General features: G+C 65.5%; 21 protein-coding genes. 10 read left to right on the plus strand and 11 right to left on the minus strand.

Annotation, left to right across the window (positions count from 1 at the left end):
- The first annotated feature begins 122 nt into the window (after positions 1-122).
- The 4 genes from LDO41_RS16545 to LDO41_RS16560 are packed head-to-tail and all read left to right on the plus strand — an operon-like array spanning position 123 to position 4,469.
- Positions 123-1,724, plus strand: a complete 1,602-nt coding sequence (locus LDO41_RS16545) for a flavin-containing monooxygenase (protein ID WP_223990073.1) — start codon at positions 123-125, stop codon at positions 1,722-1,724.
- Positions 1,721-2,626, plus strand: coding sequence for an SDR family NAD(P)-dependent oxidoreductase (locus LDO41_RS16550; protein ID WP_223990075.1), 906 nt, complete (start codon positions 1,721-1,723; stop codon positions 2,624-2,626). The genes LDO41_RS16545 and LDO41_RS16550 overlap by 4 nt, the downstream gene beginning before the upstream one ends.
- Positions 2,623-3,603: an alpha/beta fold hydrolase gene (locus tag LDO41_RS16555; protein ID WP_223990077.1), complete on the plus strand. Its 981-nt coding sequence runs from the start codon at positions 2,623-2,625 to the stop codon at positions 3,601-3,603. Before LDO41_RS16550 ends, LDO41_RS16555 begins: the two co-directional genes overlap by 4 nt.
- Positions 3,600-4,469, plus strand: coding sequence for a metal-dependent hydrolase (locus tag LDO41_RS16560; protein ID WP_223990079.1), 870 nt, complete (start codon positions 3,600-3,602; stop codon positions 4,467-4,469). The genes LDO41_RS16555 and LDO41_RS16560 overlap by 4 nt, the downstream gene beginning before the upstream one ends.
- On the opposite strand, the gene LDO41_RS16565 is transcribed toward LDO41_RS16560, so the two are convergent.
- The gene (locus LDO41_RS16565; RefSeq protein ID WP_223990081.1) at positions 4,453-5,277 is read right to left on the minus strand and encodes a MerR family transcriptional regulator; all 825 of its coding nucleotides are present in this window, start codon (positions 5,275-5,277) and stop codon (positions 4,453-4,455) included. The two genes, LDO41_RS16560 and LDO41_RS16565, sit on opposite strands and share 17 nt — an antisense overlap.
- 317 nt (positions 5,278-5,594) lie before the next feature.
- Here LDO41_RS16565 and LDO41_RS16570 point away from each other — a divergent pair, with 317 nt between their 5' ends.
- The gene (locus LDO41_RS16570) at positions 5,595-7,598 is read left to right on the plus strand and encodes a methyl-accepting chemotaxis protein (RefSeq protein ID WP_223990083.1); all 2,004 of its coding nucleotides are present in this window, start codon (positions 5,595-5,597) and stop codon (positions 7,596-7,598) included.
- 47 nt (positions 7,599-7,645) lie between these two features.
- On the opposite strand, the gene LDO41_RS16575 is transcribed toward LDO41_RS16570, so the two are convergent.
- From LDO41_RS16575 to LDO41_RS16585, 3 genes are all read right to left on the minus strand, one after another.
- Positions 7,646-8,221 carry an Sbal_3080 family lipoprotein gene (locus LDO41_RS16575; protein WP_223990085.1) on the minus strand — a complete coding sequence of 192 codons (576 nt, stop codon included), beginning with the start codon at positions 8,219-8,221 and terminating at the stop codon, positions 7,646-7,648.
- A gap of 146 nt (positions 8,222-8,367) precedes the next feature.
- Positions 8,368-8,970, minus strand: a complete 603-nt coding sequence (locus LDO41_RS16580) for an OB-fold putative lipoprotein (RefSeq protein WP_223990087.1) — start codon at positions 8,968-8,970, stop codon at positions 8,368-8,370.
- Positions 8,971-9,051: 81 nt separating this feature from the next.
- The gene (locus LDO41_RS16585; protein WP_223990089.1) at positions 9,052-9,636 is read right to left on the minus strand and encodes a TetR/AcrR family transcriptional regulator; all 585 of its coding nucleotides are present in this window, start codon (positions 9,634-9,636) and stop codon (positions 9,052-9,054) included.
- A gap of 178 nt (positions 9,637-9,814) precedes the next feature.
- Here LDO41_RS16585 and LDO41_RS16590 point away from each other — a divergent pair, with 178 nt between their 5' ends.
- From LDO41_RS16590 to LDO41_RS16605, 4 genes are all read left to right on the plus strand, one after another.
- Complete coding sequence (locus LDO41_RS16590; RefSeq protein WP_223990091.1) at positions 9,815-10,756, plus strand: ketopantoate reductase family protein; 942 nt, start codon at positions 9,815-9,817, stop codon at positions 10,754-10,756.
- Between the two features lie 108 nt (positions 10,757-10,864).
- Complete coding sequence (locus tag LDO41_RS16595; RefSeq protein WP_223990093.1) at positions 10,865-11,797, plus strand: ketopantoate reductase family protein; 933 nt, start codon at positions 10,865-10,867, stop codon at positions 11,795-11,797.
- A 130-nt stretch (positions 11,798-11,927) separates the two neighbouring features.
- Positions 11,928-12,377, plus strand: coding sequence for a Panacea domain-containing protein (locus LDO41_RS16600; protein WP_223990095.1), 450 nt, complete (start codon positions 11,928-11,930; stop codon positions 12,375-12,377).
- 2 nt (positions 12,378-12,379) lie between these two features.
- Positions 12,380-12,784: a hypothetical protein gene (locus LDO41_RS16605; RefSeq protein WP_223990097.1), complete on the plus strand. Its 405-nt coding sequence runs from the start codon at positions 12,380-12,382 to the stop codon at positions 12,782-12,784.
- Between the two features lie 7 nt (positions 12,785-12,791).
- Here the strand turns inward: LDO41_RS16605 and mnmE are convergent, their stop codons facing one another.
- From mnmE to rpmH, 7 genes are all read right to left on the minus strand, one after another.
- Positions 12,792-14,219 (minus strand): tRNA uridine-5-carboxymethylaminomethyl(34) synthesis GTPase MnmE, encoded by a 1,428-nt coding sequence (gene mnmE / locus LDO41_RS16610; protein ID WP_223990099.1) that lies wholly within the window; start codon positions 14,217-14,219, stop codon positions 12,792-12,794.
- Complete coding sequence (locus tag LDO41_RS16615; protein WP_223990101.1) at positions 14,216-15,055, minus strand: CHAD domain-containing protein; 840 nt, start codon at positions 15,053-15,055, stop codon at positions 14,216-14,218. Before LDO41_RS16615 ends, mnmE begins: the two co-directional genes overlap by 4 nt.
- A 183-nt stretch (positions 15,056-15,238) precedes the next feature.
- Positions 15,239-16,009: a trans-aconitate 2-methyltransferase gene (gene tam / locus LDO41_RS16620; RefSeq protein ID WP_223990103.1), complete on the minus strand. Its 771-nt coding sequence runs from the start codon at positions 16,007-16,009 to the stop codon at positions 15,239-15,241.
- Between the two features lie 118 nt (positions 16,010-16,127).
- Positions 16,128-17,798, minus strand: a complete 1,671-nt coding sequence (gene yidC, locus LDO41_RS16625; RefSeq protein ID WP_223990104.1) for a membrane protein insertase YidC — start codon at positions 17,796-17,798, stop codon at positions 16,128-16,130.
- Between the two features lie 22 nt (positions 17,799-17,820).
- Positions 17,821-18,117 carry a membrane protein insertion efficiency factor YidD gene (gene yidD, locus LDO41_RS16630; RefSeq protein ID WP_223990106.1) on the minus strand — a complete coding sequence of 99 codons (297 nt, stop codon included), beginning with the start codon at positions 18,115-18,117 and terminating at the stop codon, positions 17,821-17,823.
- 10 nt (positions 18,118-18,127) lie between these two features.
- Complete coding sequence (gene rnpA, locus LDO41_RS16635; protein WP_223990108.1) at positions 18,128-18,628, minus strand: ribonuclease P protein component; 501 nt, start codon at positions 18,626-18,628, stop codon at positions 18,128-18,130.
- A gap of 169 nt (positions 18,629-18,797) precedes the next feature.
- Complete coding sequence (rpmH, locus tag LDO41_RS16640; protein ID WP_008650850.1) at positions 18,798-18,932, minus strand: 50S ribosomal protein L34; 135 nt, start codon at positions 18,930-18,932, stop codon at positions 18,798-18,800.
- 826 nt (positions 18,933-19,758) lie between these two features.
- On the opposite strand from rpmH, the gene dnaA reads away from it, so the two are divergent.
- Entirely contained in the window at positions 19,759-21,477 is a 1,719-nt protein-coding gene (gene dnaA, locus LDO41_RS16645) for a chromosomal replication initiator protein DnaA (RefSeq protein WP_223990110.1), read from the plus strand.
- Positions 21,478-21,514: the final 37 nt, after the last annotated feature.

The following is a 21,514-nucleotide window of genomic DNA, read 5'->3' on the forward strand; positions in this document are numbered from 1 at the left end:
TTCGGGATGGCGGACTAGAGGAATCCCTCAAGTCGAGGCATTGACCTAACGCTCGGCGGGGTGCCTATGATGACATTGATCGATGTCAAGATCGATGATCATCCTTCACGGACGCCCCCCCGATGAACGCACCCGCCCCGAGTCCCGCCGCGACGCCCGTCGATGCGCATTGCGACGTCGCCATCATTGGCAGCGGCTTTGCTGGCCTCGCCATGGGCATCCGGCTCAGACAATCCGGGGTCGAGGACTTTGCGATCTTCGAGAAGGCCGACGCACTGGGCGGCACCTGGCGCGACAACCACTATCCCGGCTGCGCGTGCGACGTGCAGTCCCATCTCTACTCGTTCTCGTTCGCGCCGAATCCCGACTGGTCGCGCATGTTCTCGCCGCAACCGGAGATTCGCGCTTACCTCGAGCGTTGTGCCGATCGCTTCGGTCTGCGCCCGCATCTACGCTTCGGCCACGAACTGCGCCGCGCGCTGTGGGACGAGCGGGCCGGCGTGTGGCGGCTCGACATGGCCAACGGTGCACGCATCAGCGCGCGCGTGCTGGTCTCGGGCATGGGCGGGCTGAGTCGCGCGTCGATCCCCGACATTCCCGGCCTCGAAACCTTTGCCGGCACCTGCTTCCATTCGCAGCAGTGGCGGCATGACTATCCGCTCGCGGGCAAGCGTGTGGCGGTGATCGGTACCGGCGCAAGCGCGATCCAGTTCGTGCCGGAGATCGCGCCGCAGGTGGCTACCCTCGACCTGTATCAGCGCACGCCGCCGTGGATCATGCCGAAGCCGGACCGCGCGGTGAGCGAGCGAGAGCGCTGGCTGTTTCGCCATCTGCCGTTCACGCAGGCACTGATGCGCACGGGGCTGTATTGGGCCCTCGAAGCGCGCGTGCTCGGCTTCGTGTTGCACCCAAGGTTGATGAAGGCCGTGGAGCGGATCGCGCGCCGGCATCTGGCGCGTCAGGTGCCCGACCCCGCATTGCGTCGCACGCTGACGCCCAATTACACGATTGGCTGCAAGCGCGTGCTGATCTCCAACGATTACTACCCTACGCTATTGCGCGCCAACGTGGACGTGGTGACCACGGGCATCGCGCGTGTCGAGCCCGATGCGATCGTGCTGCGCGATGGCACGCGGCGCGCTGCGGATTGCGTCATCCTCGGCACGGGCTTCCATGCCACCGACCCGCTGCCGCGCGGCGTGGTGGTGGGCCGCGACGGGCGCGATCTGCTCGATGCGTGGAGCGACGGCGCGCAGGCCTACCTGGGCACCACCGTCGCCGGCTTTCCGAACCTGTTCCTTGTGGTGGGGCCGAACACAGGCCTCGGTCACAGCTCGATGGTGTTCATGATCGAGTCGCAGGTGACCTACATCCTCGATGCGCTGCGCAATATGAAGGCGCGCGAGGTGCATGCCGTGGACGTGCGACCCGAGGTGCAGCGCGCGTTCAATGCGCGTATCCAGCACAAGCTTGGTCATGCGGTATGGACGGCTGGCGGCTGCGCCAGCTGGTACATCGATCCGCGCAGCGGCAGGAACACCACGCTATGGCCCGGTTTCACGTTTCAGTTCCGGCGCGCGACGGCAACCTTCCGGCTGGACGACTACGAGACGTGGCCGCGCCGCGCCGCGACTCGGGACGCCCGGGACGCCCGGGACGTCCACGACACGTCCGACCCGCTGGATCCTCACGGTGCCTACAACAACGAACGGAGACCCGCGTGAAGGTATTTCGAGACAAGGTGGCGGCCATCACGGGCGCCGCCTCGGGGATGGGCCGCGCGTTGGCGCTGGACCTGGCGCGCGAGGGCTGTCATCTCGCGCTGTCCGACTGCAATGCCCATGCGCTTGCGCAGACTGTCGCCGAGGTCGGCCGCGTGGCGTCGCGCAGCGCGCCGATGCTGCGTGTGACCAGCGCCATCGTCGATGTCTCGCAACGCGACACCGTGCATGCGTGGGCCGACGAGACCGCTGCCGCGCACGGCTACGTGAACCTTATCTTCAACAATGCGGGGGTCGCGCTCTCGAGTACCGTCGAGGGGATGAGTTACGACGATCTCGACTGGATCATCGGCATCAACTTCTGGGGTGTCGTGCATGGCACCAAGGCGTTTCTGCCGCATCTGCAGGCGAGCGGCGAGGGGCACGTAATCAATACCTCGAGCGTGTTCGGCCTGTTCGCGCAGCCGGGCATGGGCGCGTACAACGCGAGCAAGTATGCGGTGCGCGGCTTTACCGAAGCGCTGCGCCAGGAGCTCGATCTGATGAACTGCGGCGTGTCCGCGACCACCGTGCATCCGGGCGGTATCAAGACCAATATTGCGCGCGCCAGCCGCGTGTCGCCGAGCGTCAACGGCCTGCTCGTGCGCGACGCGCAGCAGGGTCGCGAGGAGTTCGAGAAGTTCTTCATCACCTCGCCAGAAAAAGCCGCGCGCGTGATCCTCGAAGGCGTGCGCGCCAATCGGCGCCGCGTGCTGATCGGCCCCGATGCCGTGGCCGCCGATGCGATGGCGCGCCTGCTGCCAGCCGCGTACCAATCGCTGGTGGTGCGCGACGCCCGGCGTAAGCGCCGCAAGCTGCTTGGCAACGGCGCGTCGGCGCCCGCGCACGATGGAGAGCGGGCATGAGCGCCGCCCTGCCGCGCGAGGGCACACTGCAGTCACCGCCGGGCTGGTTCACGCGGTGGTTTGGCCAGGGACGCATCGGGCTCGTCGACGTTTCGCGCGAGACCCTCGCGCGGCGGTACGCGCTACCGCAATCGCGCTGGGCGGAGGTGCGCGTGCCGGGCACGATGGGCGTGCGCATCCATTACACCGACGAGGGCGTCGTCGACGGCGAACCGCTTGTGCTGATCCACGGGTTTGGTGCTTCGCTGCATACGTGGGAAGGGTTGATGCCCATGCTGCGCCAGCGCTATCGCGTGCTGCGCTTCGACCTGCCGCCGTTCGGGCTCGGTGGTCCTTTGCGAACTACGGATGGCCGCATCGTGACGATGGATATCGATGTCTATCGCGATGTCATCGATGGCTTTCTGGCCGCGGTTGGCGTCACGCGCGCGACGTTGATCGGCAGTTCGCTCGGTGGATTGATCGCGTGGGATCTCGCGGTGCGCGCGCCCACCCGCGTGCATCGACTGGTGCTGATTGGCGCTGCGGGCTTTCCGATGAAGCTGCCGATATGGATCGATCTGTTTCGCCATGCATCGGTGCGTTGGTCGGCACCGTGGATGCTGCCCGAGGCGATCGTGCGCGCGGCCACGCGCGATGTGTATGGCGATGCCTCGCGCATTCCCGAGGCCACGTTCCGCCGCTATGTCGATCTGTTCCACGCGGCCGGCGTGCGCGAGGCGGTGGGGCGCATGGTGCCGAAGCTTGACTTCGACACATTGCCGACCGAGGCGTTGCGCACGATGCGCGTGCCCACGCTCGTGTTGTGGGGCGAGCGCGATCGCTGGATTCCACCCGCGCACGCCGATGCTTTCGTCGATCGCATTGCCGGCGCGCGGTTGCGCCGCTACGCGGGCCTCGGCCATATTCCGATGGAGGAGGATCCGCACGCCGTCGCGGCCGACCTGCTGCCATTCCTCGAGGAGACCTCATCATGATGCCGGTCAGACGCGACGTGCATCCCCATTTGCCACCTGCGCGCATCTGCGACTGGCATGAGCGGGGGCACCATGTCACGCATTACATCAACGCGCTGTCGATCTTCTTTCCGGCCGGCGAACGCTTCTTCATGGATAGCGTGCGGCATTATCGTGATCGCATCACCGATCCCGAGCTCAAGCAGGCCGTCAGCGGCTTTATCGGGCAGGAGGCGATGCACACGCGCGAGCACGTGCTCTACAACCGTCTGCTCGATGATGCGGGGCTGCCGGCTGCGAAGCTCGACCATGCGGTGGCGCGGCTGCTGAATCTGTTGCGTGGAGTTCTGCCGCCGTCGTGGCAGCTCGCGCATACGATTGCGCTCGAGCATTACACCGCGATGCTCGCGGGTGGGTTGCTGGCCGATGCGCGTCATATGGGCGATTCGGAGCCAGGCTACCGACAGGTGTGGACGTGGCATGCGCTCGAGGAGACCGAGCACAAGGCCGTGGCCTACGACGTGTGGAATGCCGTGATGAAGCCTGGGCCGTATCGCTACCTGCTGCGGGCGGGCACGATGCTCACCACCACGGTCACGTTCTGGGCGCTGGTTTTCGTATTCCACATCCGGCTGGTCATGGCGGATGACACGTGTCCGCACAAGCTGTCTGGCTTCGGGCGCGTGATGAACTTTCTGTGGGGGTCGCCGGGCGTGCTGCGGCGGCTGATTCCCGAATGGCTCGACTACTTCCGGCCGGGGTTTCATCCGTGGGATGCGGACAATCGCGCGCAGCTGGCGCGCATCGATCCGCTGATCGCGGAGATCGAGGACACCGCCGTGCGCGCCGGGGCAAGTCCGCGCGCGCCGTCTATCCGCGGGGCTTAGGCTTGGATCCCGCGACTGGCGTTTGCGCCGGCGCATCGTGCAAATGCTCGAGGATCGCGGCCACGCGGTCACCCAGGTACTTGTTGGCCGAGATCTCGAGCGCGCGCATCATCTCCGTTTCCACCGCCACCATCGCCAGCGGGCGGATGCGCCAGAGGATATCGACGAGCCGCGGCACGTCCTGCGGCGGCGGCAGATTGCCGTCGCCGAAGCGATCGAGCTCGCGCACCACCATGGCAACGATGCGATCGGAAACGGCCTGAAAGTGGCTGCGCGCGTGGTCGATGATGCCGAGCACGTCCTCGAGCGGAAAGCCCGCGCGCGCGATCTCGGCGCCGGCCATCAGCGCGCGCGGACTGCGCGCGAGGTAACCAAAGCCATCGGGCTCGAGCAATCCGAGTTCGATCGCCTTGGCCAGTGCCGGGCGCGACACCGCGCGGCCGAACAGGCGCGCGAGCGCCAGATACGAGTAATGCCGCGGCGCCTCGCTGGTCCACGGGCTGCTGATCGCGCTCTCGAGCCCGAGAATCGAGCGCAGGTCGTGCCCTTCGACGATCGCCTTGAGCAGCTCGATGATATTCGCGAGCGTGTAGCCGCGCGCAAGCAAATGGTTGATCAGCCGCAGCCGGCCCAGATGGGTTTGCGTGTAAATGCCCACCCGCCCACGCCGCTCGGGCGGATCGATCAGCCCGCGATCCTGATAGGAGCGAATATTACGCACGGTCGTCCCCGCCACCCGAGCGAGCTCGTCGATCGTGTACTCGGGATATGCGGGGGTGCGGTGGGCGGCAGGCTTGGACGCGGGCATGCGCAGATTCTAGACCGTTTCAATAACCTACCGCGCCCCGCGCGCTTGCGCGCTGCGTCTCTCGGCGGGGGCCTTGGGGGGCGCAGCCCCCCATCAATCTTTGCTCCCCTCTCCCCCGGGGAGAGGCGCCGAGGGTGAGGGCCCACGCCTCATATACAAGGCAATACATATAAAACCATTCCATCTGTAGCCTTTTTCCAATAACCGCTAAAGCTGTAGAGACAAGTAACCGTAAATGCTTCGGTGACGACCGGCCCGAAGAGCAGGCGTCACCCACGCGCCGGGATGGCGTGTGGCCACTCTACGGAGCGCCCCCCTTGTCAGAACTATCGATCTATCGTCCGAATACTGTCGGTCGCGCACGGGAGCGCGCCGGCAACTGGAGCATCGGCACGCGCGTCGCGCTTGTCGTCCTCGTCGTGCAGGTTGTCGCCTTCGGCGCGTTCTCGCTAGCGATCTCGCTGGCCAGCATGCGCCAGCTGGAAACGCAGGCGCGCGACGCGATCGTCGCCGAGAGCCAGACGCTGCGCGAGCTGGTCGGCCAACTCGACGACACCATGCTGCAGGAAGCCGACCGCTTCATGCTGAGCTTTGCCGCGGTCCTGCCGGGGCCGTACACGGTAGACCCGTCGCAGACCATCGAGGTCGCCGGCAAGCCGACGCCAGCCTTCCGCAGCGGCGACCTGCAACTGAACAACAGCTTCGAGGTGCCGGACCGCTTCCTCGCCACCACCGGCGGTACGGTATCCACCGTATTCGCACGGACCGGTGACGACTTCGTGCGCGTGACCACCTCGCTCAAGAAGCAGGACGGTGAACGCGCGGTGGGCACGGTGCTCGATCGCTCGGGCGCCGCCTATGCCGCAGTGGCCGCGGGTCGTTCCTTTCGCGCCCTCACCTGGCTGTTCGGCAAGCCGTACATGAGCAAGTACGAACCCGTGCGCGACGTCGGCGGCAAGATCGTCGGCGCGCTGTACGTCGGCGTGAACGTCGAAGCCGAACTCGCCTCGCTGAAGAACCGCATTCGCCGCAAGACGATCAATGGCACCGGGCACTTTATGCTGATCGATGGCAAGCCCGGCGCGGATCAGGGCAAGGTGATGGTCGACCGGCTCGGCAGCGAAGGCAAGTCGGTGCTCGACGCGAAGGATGCGGAGGGCAAGACCTGGGTGCGCGACATGATCGCCGCCAAGGATGGCGCGCTCGCACATACCGTCGCGCTTGGCAGCGAGCCGCCCACCGAACGGCTGACCGCGTTCGTGACCTACCCCGAATGGCAATGGCTGATCGCCGGCTCGGTGCCGATGGCCACGCTGCGCGACGAACTTGTGGCCAGCCGCAACCGCTTCCTGATCGGTGGCCTGCTGGTCGCGCTCGTGGTATCGGCCGCGTTCTGGTGGCTGCTGCGGCGAATGGTCAGCCAGCCGCTCGCCCACGCGGCCAACGCGGCGTCGCGCCTCGCGGCGGGCGACCTGACCACGCGCCTCGACAGCGCGCGTGGTGACGAGATCGGCGAGTTGATGCGCGCGATCGACGGCGTCGGCCAGGGCCTGACCGGCATTGTCGACAAGGTACGGTCCAGCATCGGCGCGATCGCCGGCAGCACGAGCCAGATCGCCAGCGGCAATGCCGATCTGTCGGCGCGTACCGCGGCGCAGGCCGGCAGCCTGGAGCGCACGGTGGCCAGCCTCGAACAACTGACCACGACCGTGAGCCAGAACGCCGAGAACGCCAACGATGCGGACGGCGCGGTGGCCAGCGCCGCCGAGGCCGCGCGCGCGGGCGGAGCCAAGGTAGGCCGCGTGGTTACCACCATGGCCGATATCCACCGCAACGCGCAACAGGTGGTGGATATCATCGGCATGATCGACGGCATCGCGTTCCAGACCAATATCCTCGCGCTGAATGCCGCCGTGGAAGCGGCCCGCGCGGGCGAGCACGGCCGCGGCTTCGCGGTGGTCGCGGGCGAGGTGCGCAGCCTCGCGCAGCGCAGCGCCAACGCCGCGGGCGAGATCAAGCAGTTGATCGAACGCACGGTAACGGACCTGAAGTCGGGCAACGAGGCCGTGCAGCAGGCGGGCAGCGCAATCGACGACATGGTGCGTCGCGTCGAGGGTATCGCGGCGTTGATGGGCGATATCAGCGTGGCTTCACGCGAGCAGTCGCAGGGCCTGACGCAGATCAGCGGCGCAGTGGCGGAGATGGATATCACCACGCAGCAGAACGCCGCGCTGGTAGAGGAAGCGGCTGCCGCCGCGGAGAGCCTGCATTATCAGGCGCAAGAACTGCGGCAGGCCGTAGAGGTGTTCCGCCTCGCTTGAGGCAGGTTGTGGTGCGACCCTCTCCCGCTGGGAGAGGGTGACCAACCTCAGGCCGCAGGCCCGGGTTCAGCCGTAGGCTGCGCGCTATCCGCCTGCGGAGCCGGTTGCGGCTTCAGACCCGGGAACAGTTTTTCCACAAGCATCTCGATGGTCTGGTCGGCCGGCACCAGATGGCTGAAATTGAGACCGCCCGCGCTGCGGTTCGCGTTGTACACGGCCTTGCCGACGCGTTCGCCGTTGCGATATACGGTGATATCGGCCGCGTTCACGAACGGCAGCCAGTAGGTCTGCTCCTGCACCGCGTAAGACACGGTAATCGGGCACGATGCGATCGACGAATCGGGCGGCAGCATCTTCACCTCGAAGTTGCGCGCGCGCAGCGATGAGCGGAACGCGCTCAGGTAGGCGTTGCCATTGACGGTATTGGCGATCACGCACACCAGCGTGCCATCGGCGCCAATCACGCGCGAACCATCGATGCGGTATTGCGGAACGCCATTGGGCGTCTGGAACGCCCGCAGCGGATCGGACTGATCGGGGCGATCCACGGGCGTTACCGCCACGTAGGTAGAACAGGCGCTGACCATCAGGGTCAACGCAGTAACAAGAAGGGCTCGTTTCATCGGGGTGTCCTGGCGGGTATTCTCGAGCGTGTCAGCGCGGCCGAGCGCACCGCCGGCAGCATACCCACCTACTCTAAGCGTCCCGACGCGCTTTCAATCGCGCGAACAGAGGGTAAAACCCCCGGCAAAACCCCCGGCACCCGTGCCTAGTTGGCACCGCCGCGCAGCAGACAGTCCGCAAGCAGCGGCGTGTCACCGTTCAGCAGCCCCGCGCCCGTGCACTCGACGGCCACCTTCTGGCCGCGCCGGACCATGGTCGCGCGCGCCTCCACCTCGCAGGCGCGCGTGCCCGGGCCGCAGATCTGCTGCGGCAACAGGATCCCGCGCACCACACTGCCGTAGTCGTTGGTACGAATCTCGACGACCACGTCGTTCCCCTCGCGGCGGATGCCGGTGGCAACGCCCTCGACGATAAAGTACTGGCCGCGATAGCGATCGTCCGCCGCGCCAGTGTTATCGCGGTAGTCGTTGAGGATGGTGTCCGCCTGATAAACGGGCAGGCGATCGGCCGGGCGTGCCGGATCGATGCTGATCGGATCGAGCGTGCCATCGCGCGGAATACCGCGCGGGAGGTTGGATGCCACCTCGGACGCCGCAGCGGGATCGGTCGCCGGGGCGCTGCCGGGCCCGGTGTAGGGAGCAACCTCGGCATTTCTTTCGATGGCGGCTTCATTGCCGACAAACCAAAGCATGCCGAGGACGACCACGGCGATGATGGCAATGAGGATCTGACGGGTGCGACTCAACATCGAAGAAGCCTGCTCGAGCGGAAACGTGACGAAGGCCGCCAGTGTAAACGTTTCCTCCCCGCGACTTCCTGCACCCGGGCTTTAGCCGCCCGGCAGTTGCGCACGCGCCGCCGCCAGCACCTCATTGGACAGCGCATGGCCGCGCGTGGCGCGCGAGAGGACCAGTGCGCCGACCAGCAGCGCCATCTGCGCGAGCGCTTCGGTATGGCGCGTGGCGGCATCCTCGCCCGGCTGGACCTCCTCGAGCAGCGCCAGTTGTGCGGTGAACCCTTCGACAAAGGCCTCGTGCACGGGCTTGTCATCGGCTTCGCGCGACACGTCGACGGCCAGCGCGGCGATCGGGCAGCCCGTACCCATCGCGTTGCGGCTACGCGCGGACAGGTAGCTGTCGATCAAGGTTGTGAGCGCGGTGGCGCGATCGGGAGCACTATCGATGCGCTTGCGCCACCGGTCGGTCGATTCTTCAAAGGCCCGTGTGCACGCGATGGCCGCGAGCGCATCCTTCGACTCGAAATGACCATAGAATCCGCCATGCGTGAGGCCCGCCGCCGACATCAGGTCCGCGACGCTGATGCCGTGAAAGCCCTGCTCGCGGAACAGGCGCGCGGATACCTGTTCAATATTGGCACGGTTCTGTTCTGCTTCCGCTTTCGATACCCGTGGCATCTCGTCTCTCCTGCTTCAAGCTTGAATAACCCAATGGTGACCATGATGGTCGGCCTTGCGCGGCGTGCTGTCAACGCACTGAATAAAAGTTGTTCGTCATGTATTATCGCGTGACGGCCATCACGGCATGACTAGCAACGCGTACGCCACGCCGCGTACGATCAAGGAGACAGACATCATGAACATTCTGGTACTGGGCGCGGGCGCCATTGGCGGCTATTACGGTGCGCGGCTGATCGAAGCCGGCGCCGACGTGACCTTCCTCGTGCGCCCGGGGCGCGCCGCGCGGCTCGCGCAGGACGGCCTCGTGGTCCGCAGCGAGCTGGGCGCGTTCCAACGCCCCGTGCGCACCATCGATGACGCCGGTGTGCGTGCCAACCCTGCCGCGTACGATCTGGTCCTGCTCGCCTGCAAGGGCTATGACCTCGAATCCGCGATGGACGCCATCGCGCCCGCGATCGGTGCGCAGACGCGCATCCTGCCGTTCCTGAACGGTCTTTCCGTGTACGAACGACTGGATGCCCGCTTCGGCCGCGCGCACGTGATGGGCGGCGTGTCGCAGATCGCGACGATGCTGGAGGCCGATGGCGCGATCGGCCACTACGGCAAGCTCGATGTCGTGATCGTCGGCGCGCGCGACGCCGTGCAGCAGTCCGCCGCCGAAGCGTTCCACGCACTGCTTCAGACCACGCCAGGTTCGCGCACCCTCTCGGACAATATCGATCAGGCGCTGTGGAACAAGTGGATGCTTATCGCCACTGGCGCGCTGATGACCTGCCTGATGCGTGGCACCGTCAGCGATATCGCGCGCACGCAGGACGGCAAGGCATTGATGCGCCGCGCCATGGCCGAAAGCCTGGCGGTGGCGACGGCCGAAGGCTTCCCGATCCCGCCGGCGGTGGTCGCGCAGATGGAAGCGCGCCTGCTCGACGAAAACCTCGACTGGATGGCATCGATGGCGCGCGATATCGTCAACCATGCGCCGCGCCTCGAGGCCGACGACGTGATTGGCGACCTCGTGCGCCGCGCGGTGGGCTTCGGCCACGACGCACCGATCGCGCAGGCCGCGTACTGCCATCTGCAAGTGTACGAGGCACATCAACGCCGCACGGTGGCCTAACACGGTGGCTTAACACGGTGGCTTAACCAACACCCGGCCGTCAGCAGCGTGGGCGGCGCCGCAGTATAGTCTCCCCACACCAGACCTCTGGAACTGTGGAGAGCGACCATGAAGATTGCAGTGATCGGTGCCGGCGGCGTCGGCGGGTTCTTTGGCGCGAAACTGGCCGCGTCGGGATGCGACGTGACGTTCGTCGCGCGGGGCAACCATCTGCGCGCGATGCGCGAGCACGGCCTGCGCCTGCGCGAAGGGCGCGGCGCCGCCGAAGACCTGCATCTGCGCGAAGTGCGCGCGGTGGAGAACATCGATCAGGTGGAGCAGGCGGACCTGATCATGATCGCGGTCAAGCTGTGGGACACCGAAGCGCTTGCCCCGACGCTGAAGCGCCTGGTCGATCGCGGCGCGGCCGTGGTGTCGTTCCAGAACGGCGTTCACAAGGACGAGATCCTGCGGCGTCATCTGCCCGCGGAGGCCATCCTCGGCGGGGTCAGCTACATCGCCTCGGTCATTGCCGAGCCCGGCGTCATCGAGTACAAGGGCGCGCTGCAACGGCTGGTGTTCGGCGAGTTCAGCGGCGTGGCGAGCGAGCGCGTCAAGGCGTTCCACGCCGCCTGCGCGCGGGCCGGGTTCCAGGCGGATATCAGCGAAGACATCACGCGCACGATCTGGGAAAAGTTTGTATTCCTGGTCGGCCTGTCGGGCACCACCTCGAGCATCCGCCAGCCTATCGGCCCGATCCGCAAGAACCCGCAGACTCGCGCGTTCCTGCACGACGTCATGCGCGAAGTCGTGGCGGTCGGCCGCGCCAAAGGCGTCGCGCTCGCCGAAGATTTCGCCGACGACCGCCTCGCCTTCGCGGACACGTTACAGCCGGACATGACCTCGTCGATGCACCACGACCTGCAACGCGGCAACCGCCTCGAAGTCCCCTGGCTCAGCGGCGGCGTCGCCACCTACGGCCGCGAACTGGGCGTCCCCACCCCCTGCAACCGCGCCATCGCCGACGTGTTGGCGCTTTACGCGGAAGGCACGCGCGGCTGAGCCGCGCCGACACAAACTGACACAGGATTCCGGATTTCTACGACGTCGATTCCTCTTGCGTGATGACAGAATCCCTCTTCGCCTGCAGCGCGTGTGCCGCAGGCAGAAGACGCTGTCAAAGGAGAGGAAGATGAAGTACTCCGCAATGGCACTTGCCAATGCATTCATCCAACGTGCACGGGAAGGTCGAGTACGAGGCCTTACGCTCGACAAGCTTCAGTTGCTGATGTTTTATGCGCAGTCATGGCACTACAAGCGCTCGGGCGAGGCGCTGGTGGCTGACACGTTCTGCAGATGGGGAGAAGGCCCACTCGTGCCGTCGATCCATTTCGAGTTCATGGAGCACGGCAAGCGCATCCTCGACGAGTTCGCAACGAGAGGTGGGGAGCGATTCGTGCAGCCCATGCTTCGGCCTAGCGATTTCGACGCATGGGACCTCGTCGATGACATCATCCGGGTGTTTGGTCCGCTCACGGACAAGGAACTTGCCGATCTCGCGTGCCGTCCCGGCACAGCTTGGAGACAGGCAACCCGGGGTGGCGGTCCGATCCTGAACGAAGCGCTGACGCTGGGCCTCTGATCATGCGCAGCCGTCGTGATGCCCTGCCAATCGGGTTGCCAAACGCGAGGTTGGGGACCGAGTCCGAAGACGGCCAGTCATCCGCTGAGCTCGCCCGCGCCGATGCGGATCAGTACGATCCGCAGTTGCTCGACGACGGTGGCGATTCAGGCGCTGCGGATGCGCGTGCCAATCGGGAGCTCCGCGCGACGTATGCTGCTAGCGCTTATCGCCTTGCGGTCACTGGACTTGGTTTTTGGTTTCTTGTTATGAGCGCGACGGCGATTGTCTTCGGAGCGACGGGAAAGCAGATTCTCAGCGACGCAGTCCTCATTGCCGTGACCACCGGCACGACTATAAACGTGTTGGCTGCATTCCTGGGCGTCATTCGTGGCCTGTTTCCGGGCACTTCGAGGCACGACCGCTAGGCGTGCCTCACTTCCCGATACAGAACCGCGTAAAGATCGTGCCGAGCAGATCGTCGCTGGTGAACTCGCCCGTGATGCTGTTCAGGTGTTCCTGCGCGAGGCGTAGTTCCTCGGCGAACAGGTCGAGGGCCTGGGCTTGCTGAGCCGCGCGTTCGGCAGCGCAGTCGAGGTGCGATTCGGCGCAGCGCAAGGCGGTGAGGTGACGCTCGCGCGCGAGGAAGGTGCCTTCGTTGCCCGACTGCCAGCCGACCAGCCGTAGCAATTCGCGTCGCATCAGGTCGATGCCCGCGCCGGTACGCGCGGAGATCCAGATCTCGGTCGGATTGGGGCCGTTGGCCACCACCACGTGCGGACGGTTGCCGCCGAACATGGTGTCGCTGGCCGCGGGCGCGGTGTCAATCTTGTTGACCACGCGCACGATCGGCGAGCCCGGCGGCAGATGCCCGCTGAGCCGGTCGTCGATCGCATCGTCGATCTCGGACAGGCCGTGCTCGAGGTAGTCGGTGGCATCGACGAGGTGCAGCACGATATCGGCGCGCCCGATCGCTTCCCACGTGCGTTCGATGCCGATGCGCTCCACCTCGTCGGCCGCGTCGTCGCGCAGGCCTGCCGTATCGATGATATGGAGCGGGATCCCTTCGATCTGAATGGTCTCGCGTACGCGATCGCGTGTGGTGCCAGCGATCGGCGTGACGATCGCGAGTTCCGCGCCAGCCAGCGCATTGAGCAGCGATGACTTGCCCACGTTCGGCTGACCCGCGAGCACCACGGACAGGCCCTCGCGCAGCAGCGCGCCCTGCTTTGCCTGCTTCAGCACGCCATGCAAGGCGTCGCGAATCGCCGTCAGCTGGCCGCGCGCATCGGAAGCTTCGAGGAAGTCGATCTCCTCCTCGGGGAAGTCGAGCGTCGCTTCCACCAGCATGCGCAGATGAATCACCTTCTCCACCAGCGTATGGATAGCCTGCGAGAACACGCCCTCCATCGAACGCGCGGCCGAACGGGCCGCGGCCTCGGTACTGGCCTCGATCAGGTCCGCCACCGCTTCAGCCTGCGCCAGATCGAGCTTGTCGTTGAGAAACGCGCGCCGCGTGAATTCACCCGGCTCCGCCAGCCGCAGGCCGATCTCGCGTCCCGCTTCAAGGCACCGTGCGAGCAGCATCTGCATGACCACGGGTCCACCGTGCCCCTGCAGTTCCAGCACTTCCTCGCCTGTATAGGAATTCGGCGCGGGAAAGTACAACGCAAGGCCATGGTCGATCACGCCGCCGCGCGCATCGAGAAACGGCAGGTAGGTGGCGTGGCGCGGCTTGAGTGTCTGGCCACATACGGCACGCGCGATCGTGCCGACATCGGGGCCGGATACGCGCACCACACCAATACCGCCGCGACCGGGCGCGGTCGCGATGGCGGCGATAGGAAGCGAGGGAGCAGTCATGGGCGGTATTTTGGCAGATCGGCCAGGCACTCACACAGCAGTCGCCGGGCCACGGCATCATCGACCACCGCGCCGAGCGCGGTCTGCCGACGGACTAGCTTCTTGTGCAGACGCTTGCGCAGCCGCCGCGGCAGCACGTCCGCGAGCGCTTCGATTGCATAGCGCAGACGCTTGTTGCCAATGCGCAGGCGATGCACGCGTTCGATCCGCTCGTCGCCGGTCTGGCCTTCGTGTGCTGCCTGTGCGAGTTCGCGAACGTGCTGACGCGCCTTGCCGACGCGGCGACGCGCAAACGCATCGAGGCGCTTGCCGCCATCGCTGACACCACGATTGCTGTCTGCCTTCTCGCGGCCACGGGCAAGGCGCCGCAGATCCCGCTCCAGCGTACCCAACTGCGCGCGCATGTCACGTGACAATGTTGTCATCATGGCGCGATACGCCACCGCGCGCCGCGCCTGTGCGGTCTCGCGCAGTGCCAGCAGCAGCGGATGTCCGGGCTCGCGCTCGAGCGCGGGCGCAATGGTCTCCGCGATGAACACATCCCAGTCACGCGCCTCGCTGCCGGCGTTGGCGGTATCGCGCAACACCGCTTTCCAGCGCGCATTGATGGTGTCGGACAGCACGGGGCGAAACGCCCAGGCCACCGCGCGCAGATGGCGCACGGCCACGCGTAGCTCGTGGATGGCCTCCACGTTGCTGCCGTCGCTCACATCACTGCCATCGCCGCTCTCGCCGGTATTCTCACCAGCGCCACCGGCGAGCACCGCTTCGATGTGCGCCCGCACCGTGCAAAGCCCCACATCCGCCAGAGCCACGAATGCAGCGAATGGACGCATCCTGCGCCGCAGGCGGGCGGATGAACGCCGGGGTCGTTTGCGTTCTGCCATAGCTGACAAATCGTCTGACGATCGTGCGAGACGCTTCAAGTGTAGGCGATGAGGCACGCCGTCACGCGGGTAGCCGCAGTACACCAGCCGCCTGTTGCGGCGCGACATGGCCGTTGCGTGTCGCCGCGCGCTTTAGCGCGTGGCGACGATAAACACGCGCGGAAACGGCAACAACACCGTGCCATCAGGCAACGCCGGCATCGCCTTCGCCAGCGCGGCTTCATAACGCCGCAGATACTCGGCACGCTCGGCGTCGTCGAGCGGCGCGAGGAACGGCCGCAGGCCGCTGCCCTTGAACCATTCGACAACCGCCGCCGCGCCACCGGCAAGCGGATGCTGATAGATCGTGCGCCAGATATCCACGCGCGTGCACAGCGGCTTCAGCAACTCGTAGTACCAGCGTTCGGACGCGAGCGGCGTGCGCGCATCGGCAGCCGCCGCAAGCTTGGCCGCCCACGGTCCCTCGAGCGCGACCTCGCGCATCAGCAAATGCGGCGCCTCGTTGAGGTTGTCCGGCATCTGCACCGCCAGACTGCCGCCCGGCGCGAGCTTGCGAATCAGCGACGGCAGCAGCGTGGCGTGGTCCGGCACCCATTGCAGCACCGCATTGGCCAGAATCGCGTCATACGGGCCTTCGTCCTGCCATCCGGTGATGTCGCCAAGGTCGAAGCGCAGCGCGGGCAGCCGCTTGCGCGCCGCGGCAATCATGTCCGGATCACTGTCGAGCCCGATGGCCTCGGCCGCGGGAAAGCGCGCCGCCAGCACCTCGGTGGAATTGGCCGGTCCGCAGCCGATGTCGATCACGCGTGTGGCGGCTTGCGTGGGAATCGCGCCAACCAGATCGCGCACGGGGCGCGTGCGTTCGTCTTCGAATTGCGTGTACTGCCGGGCGGACCAGGTCATGACGGCTTCCTTTTTGTCGTGGATTGACGCCAAGGATACGCCCGCCGACCGCCAAACAAAAAACCCGGCCGAAGCCGGGTTTTTCAGATGCCTGCAGTCAGGCATGAAGGAGGAAGAATCAGCCCTTCGCCGCTGCCGCCGCCTTGCCCTTGCCGAGCATGCGGTTGATCTGCCATTGCTGGGCGATCGACAGGATGTTGTTCACGACCCAGTACAGCACGAGGCCAGCCGGGAAGAAGAAGAACATGAACGAGAACACCAGCGGCATGATCATCATGACCTTGGCCTGCACGGGATCCGGCGGGGTCGGGTTCAGCTTGGTCTGCACGAACATCGACACGGCCATCACGACCGGCAGGATGTAGAACGGATCCGGCACCGACAGATCGTGAATCCAGCCGAGCCACGGCGCGCCGCGCATTTCCACCGACGACAGCAGCACCCAGTACAGCGCGATGAACACCGGAATCTGGATCACGATCGGCAGGCAGCCACCGAGCGGATTGACCTTCTCGGTGCGGTACAGCGCCATCATCTCCTGGTTCATCTTCTGCGGATCGCCCTTGAAGCGTTCACGCATGGCCGTCATGCGCGGCTGCAGGTCCTTCATCTTGCCCATGGACTTGTAGCTCGCCGCGGACAGCGGGAAGAACACCAGCTTGATCAGCACCGTCAGCGCGATGATCGACCAGCCCCAGTTGTTCAGGATGCCGTGCAGCTTCTCGAGCAGCCAGAACAGCGGCTTGGCCAGGATCGTCAGCCAGCCATAGTCCTTCACGAGTTCCAGGCCCGGCGTGATCTGCTCGAGCATGCGCTCTTCCTGCGGACCGGCGAACAGGCGTGCATCGGTGGTGACCGTCGCACCCGGCGCGATCTGGCCCAGCGGTTGCTGGATGCCGACGCGGTACAGGTTGTTGTCGATCTTCTCAACGTAGAACGAATGTTCCTTGCCCGTCTGCGGAATCCACGCGGAGGCGAAGTAATGCTGCACCATCGCGACCCAGCCGCTGTTGGTCGCGCTCGGCACGGTTGCCTTGCCCTTGGCGATGTCTTCGAACGAGATCTTGTGGTACTTGTCCGCGTCCGTGTAGACCGCCGGACCCGTGAAGGTGCTGTAGAACTGCGACTGCTCGACCTTGCTGCCGTCGCGCGCGAGTTCCAGATACAGCGTCGGCGAGATCGCCGCGGTGCCTTCGTTGGTCACGGCGAACTGCGTGTCCACGACGTAGCTGCCCTTGTGGAACGTGTACGTCTTGACGAACTTGATGCCGTTCTTGTCCGCCGTCAGCACGACGCTGAGCTTGTCGCTGCCGTCCAGCGAGCGCGGGCCCGGTGCCGCCGTGAAGACGGTGGTGTGGTTGGGCAGATCGCCGCCGATCAGGCCCGAACGCGCGAGGTAGGTACGCGTGGCGTCACGCTCGAACAGCACCACCGGCTTGCCGTCCTTCTCCAGCTCGCGGAGCAGTTCCAGGCGCGACAGGATGCCACCGGCCGTATCGATCTCGGCACGCATTTCATCGGTGGTGACGATGATCTTCTCGCCAGTCGGCTGCGCCGCGGCTGCGGGAGCTGCCGCGGGCGCGCCCGGCGCACCGGCTGCCGAGGCGGCATTGGTCGTCGGCACGTCGTTGCGTGCGGCGGCGTCGCTCGCGGCACCGGCCGGCGCCTGCTGCGTGGTCGCGCTCGGGAAGAACATCGACGCGTGGCCGTTGGCGCGCTGCCAGTTGTCGTAGAGCAGCACGAGGGCCATCGAGAAGATGACCCACAGGATGGTGCGTTTGATATCCATATCTCGCTATGGTCGGAGGAATTCAGGGTCGGGGAAGCCGAATCGTGACAGGCGGCTGGCCTGGCGCGGCGCTCGTACGGGGCGCCTTGGCGCTCCCCATGTTTCGGGGCTCGGGCACGGGATCATACCCGCCCTGTGCGAAAGGATGACAACGGCAGAGCCGGCAAGCGGCCATCCAGCTTCCGCGCGTGGCGCCGTGCAGGGTTACGGCGTCGCGTGCGTATTCGGAACATGTCGGCAGGAAGCGGCACTGCGAGCCCAGGTACGGACTGAGCGCGATCTTGTAGATACGCAGCAGGGCAAGCAGGATTCGCTTCATGGTGTCGACATCAGACAGGCGTCGCTGGCGTGGAAGACACCGGCTTCGGATCGGGATCGGATCCGGATGCCGAAGGCGGAGACGCTAACGACTGGTGTGACTGTGGTGGGGCCGGTGACGCTGGTGCTGTGGGCGTCGGTGGCAGCGGCCTTGCGGCCACCTCCAGCAAACTGGTGATCTCCGCGCTGCAGGCCCGGCGGATTGCCGCCCGGCTTGCGAACTCCGCACGCGGAAATTTCGTCTGTAGCCGTAACAGCACATCGCGGCCCGCCAATTGGTCCTGCCTGCCGCGAAACAGTTCCCGCGCCATGCGTTTCACCAGATTGCGTTCCGCGGCGCGCGGCGCGAATTTCTTGCCGACGACGACGCCAAGCCGCGCTTCGTCCCTGCCATTGGCAAGCACGTACAGCACGAAGTGCGTGCTGCGTCGGCGCGGCCGCAAAGCAAAAACGGATGAAAACTCATCCGTCTTTGTAAGCCTCGCGGCTTTGGGAAAGGCATGGGTAGACACGCTGTGCATAGCTAGCGAAAAGCTGCGCCCTGCGGCTGCGCTCCCGGCCATCCTGAGTGCGAGGCGGTAGGCAGGAACGGGATCGGGCAGATGAAGTTGCCTTCCGAGAAAGGGACTTCCGAGAAAGACGTCATCCGCCGGCTCACCGTTCGAGCCGGTCGCCCAGCCCTCAGATCGCCAGGCGCTTGCGGCCCTTGGCGCGGCGGGCGTTGATGACGGCACGGCCGCCACGGGTCTTCATGCGCACGCGGAAGCCATGGGTGCGCTTGCGGCGGGTAACGGAAGGTTGGTAAGTACGTTTCATGTTGCACTCTCTGGTTGATCCGGGCTATCCGGGCGCCGGCCTGGCCGGGCGCCGTGGCCGCCGCGTGTGGTTCGCACTATGTTCGGTTCGCACTAGGTTCGCATTCGTTCACACCTGCGCTGAAGCACAGGGGCACCACGAAAGTCGCGAAGCCGATATCGAGTTACTGCTGAGGAAGTCTCGATCCGCGCTGACCAACAACGCGGAAGCTGGCAAGGAGAGTGATCGCCACATGACCGTGACATCCGGCACGTGTGATCCCCTGCCGCATCGCAGAACCCGCCATTTAACCGATTTTCTGCTGAGGTGTCAAGGAAACCGACGTACGGCGCCAGCGAAAGCGGTAGTCCTAATCGGCAACCTCGCGGCCATTGTCCACATCTATCGGTGGGTAACCCGGGAATGCCTCGGGCGGCCCTCCGGCGCCGTGCGAGACGGGTCAAGCCTTTGTTCTAAAGGAGAAATCGCCCGTTTTACGCGTCTTGCATCACCCCATTGGGCGCAAGTTGTGCACAGCAATCCACTGAATTTGCACAAGTTGTCCACAGACTTATCCTTTGTGGATAACTCGGGCCGGGGGGTACAATCCCGGTCCAACTACTACACGGGTTGCGTGGCGCACGTACAACCCGGTCCTCTGCCATCGGTATACCGCTTCCCCTGACGCGCAAGTGCGACGTCGTGGGCGCGGTGTCGCCGTCTTGAGCCGATCACGCGGATCGGCGTCAGGTGCGAGGCCCGGAAAGTGAAGGGGACGCCGCCGCACCCGTGCTGTATCCGAGCAGCTCGACCCGAGATGCTTGGTACGGTCACTCAACAAGAACACATGCAAGATTTCTGGCAGGCGGCAGCCGCGCAGCTCGAGCGCGAACTGACGCCTCAACAGTTCAAGACCTGGATCAAGCCGTTGGCGCCCGTCGCCTTCGACGAGGAGGCGCACGCGCTCAGGATCGCCGCGCCCAATCGCTTCAAGCTGGACTGGGTCAAGAGCCAATTTTCGGGTCGCATCACGGCCCTCGCCTGCGAGTACTGGGAAGCGCAGGTTAGCGTTCACTTTGTTCTCGATCCCGCCGCCTCGGGGCGTTCGGCCGCCTATATGCCGCAGGGTGGCCAGCCCGGCGCCCATCCCGCGGGTCAGGATGGCGCAGCACCGGGTACGTATCAGCAGTCGCCCGCGGCGGGCCAGCAGCAACAGATGCATCCGTCGCACCAGCCGCATCCGTCGCACTCTTCGCGTCAGCCCGCGCAGCCGTATGGCGGCCAGCAGTATGGCCAGCAGGCACCGGGCGGCTATGACTATGCGGCGCCCGGCGCCGGAGCTCACCCGTCGCACGGCAGCCGTGGCGCCGCGTCGGGTCATCCGTTGCAAGGCGGCACACAGAACCACACACAGGGCCATGCGCAGGACATGGGCGAGATCGACGTCGCCCAGATGGATCCGGCCGAGGCCAGCGCGCGCTCATACCGCGTGCAGCCGCAGCAGCCGGCGCAACAACAGCCCCAGCAGAGCGACACGGTTCACGAGCGCTCGCGCCTGAACCCGATCCTGACGTTCGACAACTTCGTCACCGGCAAGGCGAACCAGCTGGCGCGCGCGGCCGCGATCCAGGTGGCCAACAATCCCGGCAAGTCTTACAACCCGCTGTATCTGTACGGCGGTGTGGGCCTCGGTAAGACCCACTTGATTCACGCGATCGGCAACTTCATGTTGCTGGAGAACCCGCGTGCGCGCATTCGCTACATCCATGCGGAACAGTACGTGTCCGACGTGGTGAAGGCGTACCAGCGCAAAGCATTCGACGAGTTCAAGCGCTATTACCACTCGCTCGATCTGCTGCTGATCGATGATATTCAGTTCTTCTCCGGCAAGAACCGCACGCAGGAAGAGTTCTTCTACGCGTTCGAGGCGCTCATCGCCAATCGCGCGCAGGTGATCATCACCAGCGATACGTATCCAAAGGAGATCACCGGCATCGATGACCGGCTGATCTCGCGCTTCGATTCGGGCCTGACCGTGGCGATCGAGCCGCCCGAGCTCGAGATGCGCGTGGCCATTCTGATGAAGAAGGCCGCCGCGGAGAACGTGAGCGTGCCGGAAGAGGTGGCGTTCTTCGTCGCCAAGCATCTGCGTTCGAACGTGCGCGAACTCGAGGGCGCGCTGCGCAAGATCCTCGCGTTCTCGAACTTCCACGGCAAGGACATCACGATCGAGGTCACGCGCGAGGCGCTGAAGGACCTGCTGACCGTGCAGAACCGCCAGATCTCGGTGGAGAACATCCAGAAGACCTGCGCCGATTTCTACAACATCAAGGTCGCGGACATGTACTCGAAGAAGCGGCCGGCCAACATTGCGCGGCCCCGGCAGATCGCGATGTACCTGGCCAAGGAACTCACGCAGAAGAGCTTGCCCGAGATCGGCGAACTGTTTGGCGGACGCGATCACACCACCGTGTTGCACGCGGTGCGCAAGATCGCCGACGAGCGCAGCAAGGATGCACAACTCAATCACGAGTTGCACGTGCTCGAGCAGACGCTCAAGGGCTGAGCACACGGGAAGAAAAACGACGACCAGACGACGAGAC

The organism is Cupriavidus pampae (assembly GCF_914271485.1).
Taxonomy (GTDB): Bacteria; Pseudomonadota; Gammaproteobacteria; order Burkholderiales; family Burkholderiaceae; genus Cupriavidus; species Cupriavidus pampae.